Raw genomic sequence first — 14,467 nt, forward strand, 5'->3', positions numbered from 1 at the left:
TGTCGAAAACCGACGAAATTTCAGGTTGCAGGCGCCCGCCTCACCCCTCCGAGCGCGGCAGCACCAGGGTCACCCTCAGACCGCCCAGCGGCGAGGCGCCCAAGGTCACCGAGCCGCCGTAGGCGCGGGCCAGTTCGTCGACGATCGACAGGCCCAGGCCCGAGCCCGGCGTGTGCTCGTCCATCCGCTGGCCGCGCTTGAGGGCGTCGCTCCAGCGGTCGGGCGGCAGGCCGGGGCCGTCGTCGTCGACGGTCAGGGTCATCTGCTCGGGCGAGCTGGCCACGGCCTCGGCGCGGACCTTGCCCTTGCACCACTTGCCGGCGTTCTCCATCACGTTGCCGGCCAGTTCCATGAAGTCCTGGCGCTCGCCCTGGAAGCACAGGTCCTCGGGGCAGCGCCAGTCGATCTCGATGCCGCGCCCTTCCGACTTGTCCTGGAAGATCCGCTCCAGGGTGACGGCCAGCTCGTCCAGGATCGGCTCGACCGGCGTGCGCTCGCCCGAGGTCTGGGAGCGGGCGGCGGCGCGGGCCCGGCGCAGGTGGTGGTCGACCTGCTCGCGCATGGTCTGGGCCTGGCGCTCGACGACGTCGGCCAGCCCGCCCGGCTGCTGGCTGGCCTCGGTCAGCATCACCGACAGCGGGGTCTTCAGGGCGTGGGCCAGGTTGCCGACGTGGGTGCGCTGGCGCTCGACCACCTCCTGGTTATGGCTGAGCAGGGCGTTCAGCTCGACGGCCAGGGGCTCCAGCTCCTCCGGATAGGCGCCCTCCAGCTTCTCGGCCTTGCCGCGCCGCACCGAGGCCACCTCGCGGCGCAGGCGGAACAGCGGCAGCAGGCCGACCCGCACCTGCACCACGACGGCGGCGATCAGGCCTGCGCCCAGGATCACCAGAGCCACGGTGGTGATGCGCCCGAAGCGGTCGGCGTCGGCGTCGATGGGCGAGCGGTCCTCGGCGGCGATGAACACCACCGGCCGCGGATAGCCGGGCAGGCGCGCCAGCAGGGCGGCCGCGCGCAGCGGCCGGTTCTGCGGCCCCTTGAGGTCGAAATAGAGGGTCTTGCCCGACTCCGACATCAGCCGCTCGGACTGCTCCATCGGGATCATCAGGTCGCTGTCGAACAGCGAGCGCGACCGCTCGATGACGTTCAGCCCCCCGCCGCCGGCCGGCTGGTCGAAGATCGTCCAGTAGCGTCCCGAATAGGCCCGGGTGGCGCGGATGTCGGTCAGCACCGGGGCCTTCAGCACCCCGTCCTCGACCGTTGAGCCGGCGTAGAGGTCGTCGGTCAGCACGGCCAGCGACTGGTCGAACCGCCGGATCGCCGCGTCGCGGAACTGGGCGGTCAGGAACACGCCCGCCACCAGCAGCACCACCAGGTTCCAGATCCCGGCCAGCAGCACCAGCCGACGGACCAGCGAGCGCTTGCTGAGGTCCCACATGGTCAGCTGGCCTGGCGGGAAGGCGTCACTCGGTCGTCTCGCCTTCCAGCGGCGTCAGGCGGTAGCCCAGGCCGCGCACGGTCTCGATGCGGTCGCTGCCCAGCTTCTTGCGCAGACGGCCGATGAACACCTCGATGGTGTTGGAGTCGCGGTCGAAGTCCTGGTCGTACAGGTGCTCGACCAGCTCGGTGCGGCCGATCACCCGGCCCTGGTGCATCATCATGTAATGCAGCAGGCGGTATTCCAGCGAGGTCAGGCGCAGGGGCTCGCCGTTGACGCTGGCCCGGGCGGCGCGCGGATCCAGGCGCAGGCCGCCGCACGACAGCGTCGGCGACGCGTGGCCGGACGAGCGGCGCAGCAGGGCGCGCAGGCGGGCCAGCAGCTCCTCGGTGTGGAACGGCTTGGTCAGGTAGTCGTCGGCCCCGGCGTCGAAGCCGGCCACCTTCTCGTTCCACGAGCCGCGCGCGGTCAGGATCAGCACCGGCGTGGCGACGTTGCCGCGCCGCCAGCGCTCCAGCACCGACACCCCGTCCACCTTGGGCAGGCCCAGGTCCAGGACGACGGCGTCGTAGGGTTCGGTCTCGCCCAGGAACTGGGCTTCCTCGCCGTCGGCGGCGTGGTCGACGGCGTAGCCGGCGTCGCCCAGGGCCAGCTTCAGCTGGCGCGACAGGTCCGGATCGTCTTCGACAAGCAGGATACGCATGAAAAGCCTCTGTCTCGTGACGCGGTTGGCGGCTTAGTTGGCGCTGAGGATCTGGCCGGTCCGGGCGTCGACGATGAAGTCGATGCGGCGGCCGTCGGTGGTGGCCCAGCGGACCCGGTAGTTGGGACCTTCCAGGCCGGCGTCAAGCACGCGACCGGGCGTGCGCCGGCCGATCTGTTCGATCACCCGGCCCAGCGGCACCAGTTGGCCCGATTGCACGCCGCCCCGCGCCTGGTCCTGCCGGGCGCGCCAGTCGGCGCCCAGCGAGTCCGGGCCGCGCTGCGCCGACGCCACGCCCGGGAGGGTCGAGGCGGCCAGGACGGCGGCGAAGAGGAAGTGAATAGGCTTCATGGGCTAGGGTTTAGAGCGCTGCGGCTGAATAGAGGCTGAACACGGCCGTTATGGACGGGTAGCGACGTTCTGTCACGGATTCGGCGTGGGAAAAGCCGGCGCCCGCCCGGCGGCCCGTTCCTTGGCCGGAAAAGGTCGTGGTCGGAGCATCGGCGCGCCGATCGCGGGCTCGTCGCGCGTCGGCCGACAGCCTTGCCAGTCGGATAACGCGGTTCTAGCGTGCAATCTTCGCGTGCAGGGCGGCGGATCGCATCCTTCGAGCCCTGCATCACCGTCCTTGGGGGGACCAGGCATGCGACCGTTCGGAAATCCGCGGGGATGGGCCCTGGCCCTCGTGTTGGCCCTGGGCCTGGTCGCCGCCGGCGGGGCGGTCTCGAAGGCGCGGGCCGACGGGCCGCCGCCCAGCGCCACGCCCGCCACCGACGACGGCGTGATCCAGTCCGTCGGGCTGCCGGGCTCCAGGCTGGGCGCAAACTCCGACCAGATCACCTTCCTGCCCACCGGCGCGGCCCAGCCGGTGACCCTGACCGTGGACCGCATGGCCGACAAGCTGACCCTGGACCAGGGCGCGCGGCCGGGCGACCGCATCTGGCTGACGGTCGACGACCCGCTGAACCCGCGGCACGTGGTGCAGATCACCCGCCTGGCCCGGCCCGCGCCGGTCCTGCAGCGGCTGATCGCCCTGGGCGCGGCCTTCGCGATCATCGCCGCCCTCGCCGCCCTGGCCACCGCCGGCCGGCCGTGGAAGTTCCTGGTCGGCGACGACAACCGGATGAGCAATTCCCAGGTGCAGCTGGTGCTGTGGTTCGGCGTCGTGGCCGTGGTCTACGGCGCGGACCTGATCCTGCGCGCCTGGTTCCTGGGCTGGGACTTCATCGGCGGCATCTCGATGACCCCCAACGTCCTGGCCATGACCGGCCTGTCGGGCCTGTCGTTCGGCGCCGCCAAGGTGGTGGCCGTGCAGAAGAGCGCCGACGCCCCGGCCCCGGCCGTAGCGCCCCCGGCGTCCGGAGCGCCCGCGACGCCCGCCGCCCCGGTCCCGCCCGCCGTCGCCGCGAAGCCGAAGTTCACCGACCTGGTGCTGAACGACTACGGCGACGCCGACCTGGGCGACTTCCAGATGATCCTGATCAGCAGCGCCGCCACCGTGATCTTCGCCTGCGCCAGCTGGGAATTCCTGACCCTGATCGACATCGCCAAGACCACCACCCTCCCCGACGTCGACACCGCCCTGCTGGGCAGCTTCGGCATCGGGCAAGGAGCCTATCTGATCAAGAAGGCGGCGCTGCCGAACGGGGTGGGCTGAGGGCGACCTCGCTTCAGTCCTCCACGGCCTGCGACAGGTCCATGTCCGTCACCGCCGCCGTCTCGGCCTTGCGCCGTTGCACGCGCGCCGGATCAAGTTCCTTGCTCGACTTCCCGCCCCGGGCGCGCAAGGCCGCCTCCAGGTAGGACCGCCGGTAGAGCCTGGCCTGGTCCACCGCCGTGCGCCCGTTCTCGTCCACGGCGTTGACGTCGATCCTGGCGTTGTCGAGCAGCGCGGCCACGCTGTCGGCGTTGAAGCAGCCCGCCGCCAGGGTGTGCAGCGCCGGCCAGCGGCTGAACTCGCTGGGCGGATAGACCACCGGCAGACCCGATCGCGCGAGCAGACGGCCGGTCGACGGCTTGCACGGATTGCCCAGTCCCGACCAGTTGAACCAGATCACCTCCGGCTCCTTGGCCTTGGACGGATCGAAGCCCTTGGCCAGGAACAGCGCCAGCACGTCGTCGTAGCCGCTGTAGGTCGCCGAGGCGAACGACGGCTCCAGCGCTTGCGGCCCTTGGGTGCGCGCCAGCTCGGTCGCCACCAGGTCCATGGCCTTCAGCTTGTCGGCCCCCGGCCCCGATGGCAGGCCGGAGGTGTCGGTGCTGGTCTGGCCCAGCGAGAACGACGGCAAGCCCGGCGGGGGATTGCCCAGATTGCCCAGGTTCTGCAGCGCCGACGGCAGGCCTTTGGCCCCCGCATCGACCAGCATCCGCAGGCCGCGGGCGTCGCCGCGCATCGCCACGGCGACGACGGGCATGAGGTTGGAGGGCTCGGACAGGTAGCCGGAACCCGGCGCGCCCAGCGCCGGATCGGGCTTCAACGCGCCCTTGTAGACCGGCGTCGCCGAGCGTTCGTACCCGCCCTCGCCCCCGGCGCCCCGGGCGATCAGCGCCTCCAGCATCTCGGGCGTGCCCTTGATCGCCGTCGCCGACAGCAGGGTCGCCTTGCCTCGTTCGCGCAGGTCGGCCGCCTCGGCGACCAAGCCGTTGAAGGCGGCGGTGTCGCCGGCTTCGAGGGCCGCGCGGATCCGCAGGCGGCGTTGGCCGGCCTCCTGCACGCAGGCCAGCAGGGCGGCCTCGTCGCCCTGGCGGGCCGAGGCCTCGCACTGGGTCAGGCGCGCGGCCGGCAGCAGGTTCAGGTCGGCGCCGTAGTCCTGCAGGAAGTCCAGCGCCGCGTCGCGCCGCGCCTCGGCCGCCGCCCGCCAGATCCGCGCCTCGGCGGGCGAGCGGGCCGCTTCCGCGCCGGGCCCGGCGACGTACAGGCGGACGAGGTCTTCGCGCCCCAGGCCCCGCAGCCAGGCCAGCGCCGAGGCCGCGCCGTCGGGCGTGGCGCCCAGATAGGCCAGCAGGCGCCGGCTTCTGGCCTTGTCGTTCGCCTGGATCGCCGCCAGCAGCGACGCCCGGATCTCGTTCCCGGCGTCGAAGCCGCCCTTGTCCACCCCGGCCGCGAGCGGGGCGTCCAGCACGTCGAAGCGGTCGCGGTCCACCAGCAGACCCGGCCAACTGCAGTGGCGATTCTCAGGCGGCGCGTCCGGCCCCTGGAAGAACAAGCGGCCGCGGAAATCGCACAGTCCGGTCATGCCGGACGGCCGCGCGCCCTTGGCCAGCATCAGGTCGGCCAGGGCGGTCTGCCTGTTCTCCAGCGCCAGGGCCAGGGGACCGGCGTCGCCCGGGTCATGGAGATTGGGATCGGCGCCCCGCATCAGCAGGGCCTTGGTCATGGGCTCGTCCTGGCGCTCCGTCGCCCAGTTCAGCGCCGTCTTGCCCAGGGGATCGACGGCGTTGACGTCGACGGCCGGGTCCAGCGCCGCCAGCTTGGCCAGGTCGCCCGACCGCGCCGCCTCGCCCGCCGTGCGCACCGGCCCCTCGTAGCGCGCGGCCCGGGGCAGACCGATGGGCGTGCAGACGTCGCGATAGGGAAAGGCCGGATCGGCGACCAGGGCGCCGTTATAGATCCTCATGAAGGCCAGCGACGCGGCCGTGTGCTCGCCGTCGCCGCCGCGGATCACGTCCTGGTTCACGTGCCACTTGCCGATCAGGTCCAGCTTCCAGGCCGTGCACGACACGCCCGGCAGGCTCCAGCCGCTGGGCTCGGGGCCGATGAAGTTGGTCGCGGCCAGCCTGAAGTCGCCCCTGGCCGCGGCGGCCAGGGCCTCGGCGCGCGGACTGCGGGCGTTCAGATTGGCCACCCGCTGGCGCAGGACCCGGCAGCGCGGGTCGTCGCTGTCGCAGCTGGGCAAGGGTTGGGGCTTCCAGGGCTGGGCCTGCGCCCAGAGCGCCGCCAGGGTCTCGAAGCGGTCGCCGCCGCAGCCGGCCGCGTTGCTGGCCCCGTCGGGCGCGCCGCGCTCCAGCGCCGCCACGCAGGCGTCCGTTTGCCGCGCCACGAACGCCGGCAGCCCGCCCTGCGGGATGATCATCGGCACGACGCGGCCGGGCGCGCCGTTCAGGCCGGCCATGTAGGTGGTGATGTGCAGCGGCGCGCGCGCCGCCAGGGCCTGGGCCTTCAGCGTCCTGGCCTCGGCCTCGTCGCGCGGCGTGTCGCGCAGGCCGTGGGCCCTGACGATCGCCAGGGCGTACTGGGCGTCGTCCTTGCCCTGGGCGGCCTCGGCCGCCAGGACGTCGACGGGCGTCGTCAGCACCTTGATCAGCGGCCCGGGCGGAGGCGGGGGCTTCTTGTCCGCGGCCTGGGCCGCGCCCCCGACCGAAAGGACGGCGACCGCCGTCGCGAACACTGCTGCGCGCATACCCGAGCCCCCGCGGATGACGGATGTAATCTGTCAGGCCGCGACTAGGACGGCAAGACCTACCGCCGCTTCGGCGCGTACGGCCGTTTCTCGCGCCACGTCTCCGCGAACTTCTCCAGCTCGGCGTCCGGCGCGTCCGGCAGGGTCACCACCAGGCGGGCGAACAGGTCGCCGCGATGGCCCTTGGCGTCGGCCAGGCCCCGGCCCTTCAGCCGCAGCTTGGCGCCGCTGTTGGAGCCCTTGGGGACGGTCAGGGTCACCGGGCCGTCGGGCGTGGGGGCCTCGACCTTGCCGCCCAGCACCGCGTCGGGGACGGTGATCGGCAGGTCCATGACCAGGGCGCCGTTCTCGGGGCGGTAGATCGGGTGCGGCTTGATGGCCAGCTCGATCAGGGCGTCGCCCTGCCCGCCCCGGCCCGGGCTGCCCTGCCCCTTCAGCCGCAGGGTCTGGCCTTCCTGGGCGCCGGCCGGGATGGTGACGTCGATCGTGCGGCCGTCCGAGAAGGCCACGCGCTTCTTGCCGCCCTTGATCGCCTCTTCCAGGTCGATGTCGAGACGGGCGCGCACGTCGGCGCCCTTGGGCGAGAAGCCGCCGCGCTCGCCGCCGCCGAAACCGCCGCGGTTGCGGCCCAGGATGTCGCCGAACAGGTCGTTGAGGTCGATCTCCGGCCCCTCGCCGCCGCCCATGCCGCCCCGGCGTCCGCCGAAGCCGGCGCCGAACGGATTGCCGCCGCCCCCGCCGAAGCCGCCCCGCATGGTCTCGCGGCCGTCGGCGTCGATCTCGCCGGCGTCGAACTTCTTGCGCTTGTCGGCGTCGCCCAGGATGTCGAAGGCGGCGCTGACCTGCTTGAACTTCTCCTCCGACTTCTTGTCGCCCTTGTTGGCGTCGGGGTGATGCTGCTTGGCGAGCTTGTGGAACGCCTTGCGGATTTCCGCCGCGCTCGCGGTGCGGGAAACGCCAAGCTCCAGATAGGGGTCGCGCGCCAAGGAGGCTCCTCACGTCAGTTCGAAAAGGCGGAACGTCTCAATTAGGCCGTTCGGCGCGGCGCGCAAGCATTATGTTGCATTAATATCACAGCAAGGTTCGCGATCGAGCGCCCCAGCCGAACAGCGCCGAGCCCTGGGCGATCCTGACAGCCAGGGTCCCGGCCGGTCCAGAGGGGAAATCGGCGGCGCGCTGGGCGGCGGTGTAGGTGAAGGCCGGCGTCGTGGTTTCGACCGCCCGGACCACGGTCTCGCCGTCCAGGACCTCGACGCGATAGACCTCGCGCTCCTCGCCCAGCGGGACCTCGGCGTCCCAGCCGTCGCCGGCCAGGCGAGCGCGGCGGATCCAGGTGACCACGGCGTCGCCGCCCTGGGCGCGGACCTTCAGGCGGGCCGGCGACCAGGGACGGGCCGACAGGCCGCGCCAGGTCTCGACAGCCTCGCTCATCGACGGCCCCGAGGCCGGACCGCCGGCCGGAGCGGCGCGCCAGGTCAGGGGCAGGCCGCGCTCGGCGGGCGTCAGATCGGCGCGGACCAGGGCCTCGTCCAGCATCACCACGCCCGCGCCTTCCGGGGTCAGGGCGGCCATGGCCGGATCGCTGCCGGCCTGGCCGCGCAGCAGGCCCGACAGGGTCCAGACGTCCTCGGCGACCGGTTCGGCGGTCAGGAACTGGACGACCTCCCATTCGCCGTTCGCGCTGCGCACGGCCACGGCGTTGGCGCCGGCCAGCACGGCCGAGCGGTCGCGGCTGATCGGGGCCGCGCCCTCCAGCCGCACGGTCAGGCGCGTGGCGCGGTCGAAGCGATGCAGCGGTCCGGCCGGCAGGTCCGACAGGGTGACGCCCACCGTGGCCGGAACGGCGGCGGTGGCCCGGACGCCCAGGGCCTCGAGCCCGACGCCGGCGTGGACGTCGAACGACCGCCAGGGCGAGGCGGCCACGGCGACCAGCGGCCGCTCGTCCGCCTGGCCCGGCAGGTCCAGGACGTGCAGCACCGGCGGGCCGGCGATCTCGCGCGGCGCGGCGGGCGACCAGTCGAGGTCGCCGCCCACGCGGACGGGCTCGACCACCGGCGCCAGCCGGGCGCGAGGATGTTCGTCCAGGTCGATCCGCGTCACCCGCCAGGTCGCATCGTCGAGGGAGAGGCGGTCGCCGGGCTCCAGGCGCAGGGCGGCCAGGGGCGACAGATGAGCCGTGACCTCGCGCGGGTCGGCGGCGGCCAGCAGGCGCTCGGCCACGGCGCGGGCGTCGGCGGCGGCCAGGACCAGCGGGGCGTCGAGGTCGGCGCTCCCCTCGCCGTCGTCGCGGCGGACCAAGATCGAACCGGTCTGGTAGTCGCGGGCGGCGTCGACGAAGCGCAGGCGCAGGGCCTGGACCGGGGCGGTCATGGTCCGGACGGCCTGGACCGGCGCCTCGCGGTCCTCGGGCCAGGCCAGGTCGTCGTCGCCGAAATCCAGGGCCGCGACGCCCGAGCGTCCCGCCAGCACGACGCCGTCGCCGCGCTCGACCGGATCGAGGGCGAAGGCCTCCAGCAGCGGCGCCAGGGCGTCGCGCAGCCGCATCGGCCGGTCCACCACATAGCCGACGATCGACCCGCCGGCCTCGCCGGGATCGACCGCCACGCCGGCCCGGTCGGCCAGGGCCGCGATCAGCTCCGGCAGCGGCGCGATCCCCGAGCGGCCGTTCAGCCAGTGGCCCAGGGTCCAGTTCGGCCCGTCGGCCCAGACGGCGGCGCGGGCCGGGAAGTCCGGGAACGGCCGGGCGTCCCAGCACCAGGCGGCCGCGTCCTGGATCATCGGTCCGCCATAGACCGGCGAGAGCGGATTGGCGGCGGGGTCGGCCAGCCAGGCCAGCACCGCCTCCAAGGCCCGCCGCTGGCCCAGCTCGTCGCGGGTCCCGTCCGAGAACGGCGGCAGGGCGCTCTCGGCGCTCTTCGTATCGACGAACAGGTTCGGGGCGTTGGCGCCCTTGTCGACCGCGCCGCAGCCGAATTCGACCAGCCGCAGCGGCTTGGACTTCGGGACCCAGGCCGTCGGCGTCGTAGAACGCATGCCGCCCGGGCGGTTGAAGTGCTGGCGGCTCCACCACGAGGCCAGGTCCTTGGGCCGGAACACCCAGGGCTCGGCATGGGCGCCGTCGGTGATCGGCGTGCGGACCTGGGCCGTCCGCGCGGCGTCCGAGACGTAGAACCAGTCGAAGCCCTCGCCGCCCGCGAGGTTGGCGCGCAGGTAGGCCTGGTCGTGCGGCCCGCCCTGCCCCGCGTCCAGATGCGTGTCGCCGTCGCGCCAGTCGGCCATCGGCGGATAGAAGTCGACGCCGACGAAATCGATGTCGGCGTCGGCCCACAGCGGGTCGAGATGAAAGTGGACGTCGCCCGTCCCATCGCCGGGCTGGTGCCCGAAATACTCGCTCCAGTCGGCGGCGTAGCCCAGCTGCGTCGCCGGCCCGAGCAAGCCGCGGACCTCGGCCGCCAGGCTCCTGAGCGCCGTCACCGCCGGATAGGACGAGGCCCCGTCGCGCACCGTGGTCAGGCCGCGCAGCTCCGAGCCCAGGATGAAGCCGTCCACCCCGCCCGCCAGCTGGGCCAGCTTGGCGTAGTGCAGCAGCATGCGGCGCAGGCCCCAGTCGCCGGCCGGACCGCCATAGGTCGGCAGGCCGTCGGCGGCCCCGAACTGCGCCGCCGTGGCCGCGCCGAAGAAGGCGGCGACCTGGGCGCCGGCGGCGGCGGTCTTGTCCGGCGATCCCGCACGGCCGGCGGCCGGGTGGCAGGTGATCCGGCCGCGCCACGGATAGGCTCCCTGGGCCGCGCCGCCGTAGGGGTCGGGCAGCGCATTGCCGGCCGGCACGTCCATCAGCACGAACGGATACAGCGTCACCCGCAGCCCGCGCCGCTTCAGCTCGGCGATGGCCTGCAGCACCGCCCGGTCGGCCGGCGTGCCGCCATAGGCCGGGCCGCCGCCACTGAACGAGACCACGGCGGCGGAGGCGCGGTCGACGCCGTTCACCCGCCACTCGAACGGGATCGTCGCCTTGGCGGCCGTCTCGACCTTGGGCCGGATCGCGCACGAGCCGCAGCGCAGGTCGTCGCCGAACCAGGCGACCACCAGGGTCACCTCCTCGACGTTCGGCAGCTGGACCTGCAGCTGGTCCAGCGACACCACCAGGTCCGGCCGGCCCTCGCCGTTGTTCACGGTCTCGGCCTTGGTCCGGGTCAGGCCGTCGCGGCGCAGGACCGTGTCGGTGGCGTAGACGAACTCGCCCGCGCCGGGGATCAGGCACACGCCCTTCAGGCGCTCTTCAAGGCCCGGTGTCGCGCCGCTGGCGCGTGGCCGGTGGAACACCTCGAACGACAGCTGCGGCGGGCGATTGCCGTAGGCGCCCAGCGGCAGGTCCTCGAACACCACATAGGCCGTGCCGCGATAGGCCGGGGCCTCGCCCTCGACGGCCGCGATCAGGGGGTCGGGCAGTTGATCCTCGCCGCCCGTGTGGACGCGCATGACCACGCCGGCCATGTCCATCGGCTTGCCGTCGGCCCAGACCCGGCCGATCCCGTCGATCGGGCCTTCGCAGACGGCGACGGCGAACGACAGGCTGTAGGCGGCGCTGGTGGTCCGGGCGCCCTTGCCGCCGCCGACCCGGCCCTCGACCCAGCGCTCCTTGAAGCGCGCCGCCCAGATCACCTGGCCGGCCACGCGGGCCCGGCCGAACACCGCCGCCATCGGCGCCCCCTCGGCGGCGCCCGACAGCCGCAGCTCCGGGATGCGCGGCCCGACCTGGCGGGCGGGCGCCAGGCCGTTGAGCGCCGCGCCGGCGACCAGTCCGACGGCGGCCTGGCCGGCGGCGGTGAGGATGACCTGGGCCATGGGGTTCTCCTTCAGGATTCGGGATAGCGGAACGCCGCGACCAGCCGCTCGCGCCACCAGCGGCCCAGCCAGCTCTCGACGCAGGCGCGGCCCCAATAGGCGTGAATCATGCGGTCGTCGGCCGAGCGGATCGCGCAGTGCTTGGCGGGGGCGCCGGGGGCCATGCGGAACAGCAGCACGTCGCCGGGGCGGGCGGCGGCGGGGTCCAGCGGGATCAGGCGGCGCTCCAGGGCCTCGCGCAGCAGCTCGCGCCCGCCCAGCTCGGCCCAGTCCGGGCGGTAGGGCGGCGGGACCTCGGGCTCGGCCCCGTGCAGGGCCCGCCAGACGCCGCGCACCAGGCCCAGGCAGTCGCAGCCGACGCCGCGCAGCGAGGCCTGGTGCTGGTAGGGGGTGCCGAGCCATCGGCGGGCTTCTTGGAGGGCGCGCTGACTTACCGAGTCAGGAACGGCGAACGCTTGCCCCCTACGGACCGCTTCGCGGTCGTCTTCCCCCGGAGGCGGAAGAGCGCTCCGCCCCCTACGGGGGCGGACAGGCGGCGAAGCCGCCAGGTGGGGGCAAGTGATCCCCTCACCGCCGCCCGCCGTCATTGCGCTCCCCCTCGTTGGGATACAGCGTCAGGAAGTCCTCGCCCGGCGCCGTCGGGAATCCGCGGAAGTTCGGGCCGTTGCCGAACACGCCCCGGCATGTCGTCCAGCGCTTGTCGCAACTCGCCCCCGGGAAGGCCGAGACATCCACGCCGCAGCGCGCGTCGCCGAACGCCGCGTCGCAGGAGCGGCCGAAGGTGCGCCCCGCCACGCGGTCCAGGGCCGCCAGCGGTCCCTCGAGGCTCAAGGTGAAGGCCCCGCCCTCGGCCTTGGCCGCCGCCACGCGGGCCGACCACAGCGAAACCGACAGGGCCGGGGCGGACCAGTCCACGACCCGGCAGTCCACCCGCGCCCCGTCATAGAGCCCGGCCAGCAGGTCGGCCTCGGTCAGGGCCGCGTCGTCGAAGCCGCCGACCGCCGCGGCCTGGCCGGGCGCGAAGCCGGCCGCCGCATCGGAGGCTCCGGCGGTCCAGCCGCTGGCCGCGCGGCACGTCACACCGTCGACCACGAGATCGCGGTCGTGGTCGGTGAAGCCCAGCGTCGCGCCGTCGGCCCGGGTCAGGATCCAGGCATGGCAGAGCGACGCCGCGCCGCCCTCCAGGCGCGCGGCCAGGTCGGAAGGGACCGCCCGCATCAGACCCGCACCTCGACCAAGGCCACGGCGCCCACCCGGGCGGCGTTGAAGCTCTCCAGGGTCACGTCGATGCGGTCGCCGTCGAAGCGCACGGGCACGTCGAACTCGAAGCCGGCGGTGACCGTCGCCCCCGCCGCCGGGGCGGTCGTCAGGGTCACCAGGCCCGTGGTCGCGTCGACCGCGAAGGCCCCGGCCCCCAGGGCCACGCCCGCCACCGCGACCTTGACCGTGCCGGCCACGGGCTTGGCGATCATGCGGACCGCCGCCGTCTCGCCGGTCCCGTAGGTCTTGCACAGCGGGAAGGTCCTGCGCGTCCCGTCGCCGATCCCGATCGCCTGGTCGGTCGCCGCCGGCGTCGCCGAGGGCGCGCACGACTTGCCGTCGGCCGGGTCGCGGAAGCGGAAGCCGTGCAGCCGCCCGCGCCGCGCCTCGAAGAAGGCGACCAGCTCGGCCGCGTCGTCCAGCGGCCGCGTCGCCGTGCCGATCAGGTAGCGCCGCCGCCCCTGGGCCCAGGGGCTGGAGCGCCGCTCGAAGCCCGAGGCCAGGGTCGTCACCTGGGTGCGCCGCTCGACGCCGCCGGTGCAGCCGAAAGCCAGGCGCGCGGGCAGGCGCGCCTCGTGGAACGCGGTCATGGCGCCGCCTCCTTGCATGTGAGTGAACATTCACTTATGATCACCATATCGGAGGGGCGACCATGAATTTCGCGAAGCTGTTGCTGGACCCGCGCGGCGTGATCGGACGACAGGCGTTCGCCGACGGGCTGCTGGCCCTGGCGGCGATCATCGCCCTGCTGCTGGTGAGCCTCGGGGTGCTGGCGCTGGCCGCGTCATGGTCGGTCGGCGACCTGGCGATGGCCCTGACGCCGCTGCTCGGCACGTCGTTGCTGGTGACCAAGATCGTCGCGGCGAACATCGAGAATAGAGCCGCGCCCGACCTGATCGCGCCCGCCCTGCTGATGGGCGCCCGCCTGTACGTTCTGGCGTGCCTGTGCCTGAAGCGCCTGAGGGACGCCGGGCGGGGCCCGAGCGGGCTGATCATCGCCGGCGCCATGAGCCTGGGCTTCCACGTGCTGATGGGCCAGTGGGCCCAAACGCTGCTGACCTCGGAGATGGGCGAGCTCTTCCCGCCCCTGATCGACGTCACGTTCAACCTGCTGCTCTGGGGCGTCTTCCTGCTCTCGCTCCTCGTCAACCGCTCGCGACGCAACGCCTGAAGAAAGGTCCGCCCGACGCTGCGGCCTTAGCGCCCCTGCATGTGAGTGAATATTCACCTATTGAGCCGAGAACCTTGGAGGAACCCGTCGATGCGTGCGTTGTCCCTGCTGTTCGATCCCCGCGGCGCGATTGACCGCCGCACGTTCTGGAGCGGCCTGCTGCAGCTGGCGGTGCTGGGCCTGGCGATCGATCTGGGCCTGGCGAATCTGGGCGTGGACCCGGCCCTGGCCGCCCTGCCGGTGGTCGGCGACGCCTTCGTGATCGGCGGACTGGCCGGCCAGGTCTACGGAGGAACCGCGCCCGACGTCGCCCTGACCTCCGCGCTGCTGATCGTCGCCGCCCGCTACTACGTCGTGGCGTGCCTGATGTTGAAGCGCTCGCGCCACGCCGGCCAGGGCCTTCGCCCGACGATCGCCTTCGGCCTGGTCAACCTGGCGGTCCACGGACTGATGGGCCTGTGGGCCTGGGGCCTGTACGGCGAGGACATGGCGGTGCTGGTCCCGATGTTCGCCGACATGGCGGCGGGCGCGCTGGTCTGGACGATCTTCCTGGGCTGGCTCGGCTCGCGCCGCGCGTGGAACCCGCTGCCCGGGACGCGGGTGTTCAGGTCCGCCCAGGTTAAACCCGCGTCATGACTTGCAATTCACTTAAA

At 73.3% G+C, this 14,467-nt stretch carries 12 protein-coding genes; 3 read left to right on the top strand and 9 right to left on the bottom strand.

Translation table 11 applies throughout. The annotated features are described in order from the left end of the window. Nucleotides 1–40: 40 nt before the first annotated feature. Genes BR39_RS0103155 through BR39_RS0103165 form a run of 3 tightly spaced genes read right to left on the bottom strand, consistent with a single transcriptional unit; the run spans nt 41 to nt 2,489 of the window. The gene (locus BR39_RS0103155; protein ID WP_029907628.1) at nt 41–1,435 is read right to left on the bottom strand and encodes a sensor histidine kinase; all 1,395 of its coding nucleotides are present in this window, start codon (nt 1,433–1,435) and stop codon (nt 41–43) included. Between the two features lie 25 nt (nt 1,436–1,460). Further along, nucleotides 1,461–2,138 carry a response regulator transcription factor gene (locus BR39_RS0103160; protein ID WP_029907629.1) on the bottom strand — a complete coding sequence of 226 codons (678 nt, stop codon included), beginning with the start codon at nt 2,136–2,138 and terminating at the stop codon, nt 1,461–1,463. 33 nt (nt 2,139–2,171) lie between these two features. After that, complete coding sequence (locus BR39_RS0103165; protein WP_029907631.1) at nt 2,172–2,489, bottom strand: PepSY domain-containing protein; 318 nt, start codon at nt 2,487–2,489, stop codon at nt 2,172–2,174. A gap of 292 nt (nt 2,490–2,781) precedes the next feature. Here BR39_RS0103165 and BR39_RS0103170 point away from each other — a divergent pair, with 292 nt between their 5' ends. Beyond that, nucleotides 2,782–3,795: a hypothetical protein gene (locus BR39_RS0103170; RefSeq protein ID WP_029907632.1), complete on the top strand. Its 1,014-nt coding sequence runs from the start codon at nt 2,782–2,784 to the stop codon at nt 3,793–3,795. A gap of 13 nt (nt 3,796–3,808) precedes the next feature. Here the strand turns inward: BR39_RS0103170 and BR39_RS25630 are convergent, their stop codons facing one another. The 6 genes from BR39_RS25630 to BR39_RS0103205 all read right to left on the bottom strand — a co-directional run bounded on the left by BR39_RS25630 (nt 3,809) and on the right by BR39_RS0103205 (nt 13,233). Then, entirely contained in the window at nt 3,809–6,538 is a 2,730-nt protein-coding gene (locus BR39_RS25630; protein ID WP_156035567.1) for an ankyrin repeat domain-containing protein, read from the bottom strand. 59 nt (nt 6,539–6,597) lie between these two features. Then, on the bottom strand, nt 6,598–7,524 hold the full coding sequence (locus tag BR39_RS0103185) for a DnaJ C-terminal domain-containing protein (protein WP_029907634.1): 927 nt from the start codon (nt 7,522–7,524) through the stop codon (nt 6,598–6,600). A gap of 85 nt (nt 7,525–7,609) precedes the next feature. Continuing rightward, nucleotides 7,610–11,383, bottom strand: coding sequence for a glycoside hydrolase/phage tail family protein (locus BR39_RS0103190; RefSeq protein ID WP_029907635.1), 3,774 nt, complete (start codon nt 11,381–11,383; stop codon nt 7,610–7,612). A gap of 11 nt (nt 11,384–11,394) precedes the next feature. Then, complete coding sequence (locus BR39_RS27220; protein ID WP_081916498.1) at nt 11,395–11,970, bottom strand: NlpC/P60 family protein; 576 nt, start codon at nt 11,968–11,970, stop codon at nt 11,395–11,397. After that, nucleotides 11,951–12,601 carry a DUF2163 domain-containing protein gene (locus BR39_RS0103200; RefSeq protein ID WP_029907638.1) on the bottom strand — a complete coding sequence of 217 codons (651 nt, stop codon included), beginning with the start codon at nt 12,599–12,601 and terminating at the stop codon, nt 11,951–11,953. The genes BR39_RS27220 and BR39_RS0103200 overlap by 20 nt, the downstream gene beginning before the upstream one ends. Beyond that, nucleotides 12,601–13,233, bottom strand: a complete 633-nt coding sequence (locus tag BR39_RS0103205) for a DUF2460 domain-containing protein (protein ID WP_029907640.1) — start codon at nt 13,231–13,233, stop codon at nt 12,601–12,603. The genes BR39_RS0103200 and BR39_RS0103205 overlap by 1 nt, the downstream gene beginning before the upstream one ends. A gap of 62 nt (nt 13,234–13,295) precedes the next feature. On the opposite strand from BR39_RS0103205, the gene BR39_RS0103210 reads away from it, so the two are divergent. Next, nucleotides 13,296–13,814 (top strand): hypothetical protein, encoded by a 519-nt coding sequence (locus BR39_RS0103210; RefSeq protein ID WP_029907641.1) that lies wholly within the window; start codon nt 13,296–13,298, stop codon nt 13,812–13,814. A gap of 90 nt (nt 13,815–13,904) precedes the next feature. Beyond that, nucleotides 13,905–14,450 (top strand): hypothetical protein, encoded by a 546-nt coding sequence (locus tag BR39_RS0103215; RefSeq protein ID WP_156035568.1) that lies wholly within the window; start codon nt 13,905–13,907, stop codon nt 14,448–14,450. The last annotated feature ends 17 nt before the right edge of the window (nt 14,451–14,467 follow it).

The sequence above is a fragment of the Caulobacter sp. UNC358MFTsu5.1 genome (assembly GCF_000712075.1).
GTDB lineage: Bacteria > Pseudomonadota > Alphaproteobacteria > Caulobacterales > Caulobacteraceae > Caulobacter.

What these genes read in the sequence shown, in the direction of transcription:
- BR39_RS0103155 (WP_029907628.1), bottom strand. Translation starts at nt 1,435, where the DNA reads ATGTGGGACCTCAGCAAGCGCTCGCTGGTCCGTCGGCTGGTGCTGCTG.
- BR39_RS0103160 (WP_029907629.1), bottom strand. Translation starts at nt 2,138, where the DNA reads ATGCGTATCCTGCTTGTCGAAGACGATCCGGACCTGTCGCGCCAGCTG.
- BR39_RS0103165 (WP_029907631.1), bottom strand. Translation starts at nt 2,489, where the DNA reads ATGAAGCCTATTCACTTCCTCTTCGCCGCCGTCCTGGCCGCCTCGACC.
- BR39_RS0103170 (WP_029907632.1), top strand. Translation starts at nt 2,782, where the DNA reads ATGCGACCGTTCGGAAATCCGCGGGGATGGGCCCTGGCCCTCGTGTTG.
- BR39_RS25630 (WP_156035567.1), bottom strand. Translation starts at nt 6,538, where the DNA reads ATGCGCGCAGCAGTGTTCGCGACGGCGGTCGCCGTCCTTTCGGTCGGG.
- BR39_RS0103190 (WP_029907635.1), bottom strand. Translation starts at nt 11,383, where the DNA reads ATGGCCCAGGTCATCCTCACCGCCGCCGGCCAGGCCGCCGTCGGACTG.
- BR39_RS27220 (WP_081916498.1), bottom strand. Translation starts at nt 11,970, where the DNA reads ATGACGGCGGGCGGCGGTGAGGGGATCACTTGCCCCCACCTGGCGGCT.
- BR39_RS0103200 (WP_029907638.1), bottom strand. Translation starts at nt 12,601, where the DNA reads ATGCGGGCGGTCCCTTCCGACCTGGCCGCGCGCCTGGAGGGCGGCGCG.
- BR39_RS0103205 (WP_029907640.1), bottom strand. Translation starts at nt 13,233, where the DNA reads ATGACCGCGTTCCACGAGGCGCGCCTGCCCGCGCGCCTGGCTTTCGGC.
- BR39_RS0103210 (WP_029907641.1), top strand. Translation starts at nt 13,296, where the DNA reads ATGAATTTCGCGAAGCTGTTGCTGGACCCGCGCGGCGTGATCGGACGA.
- BR39_RS0103215 (WP_156035568.1), top strand. Translation starts at nt 13,905, where the DNA reads ATGCGTGCGTTGTCCCTGCTGTTCGATCCCCGCGGCGCGATTGACCGC.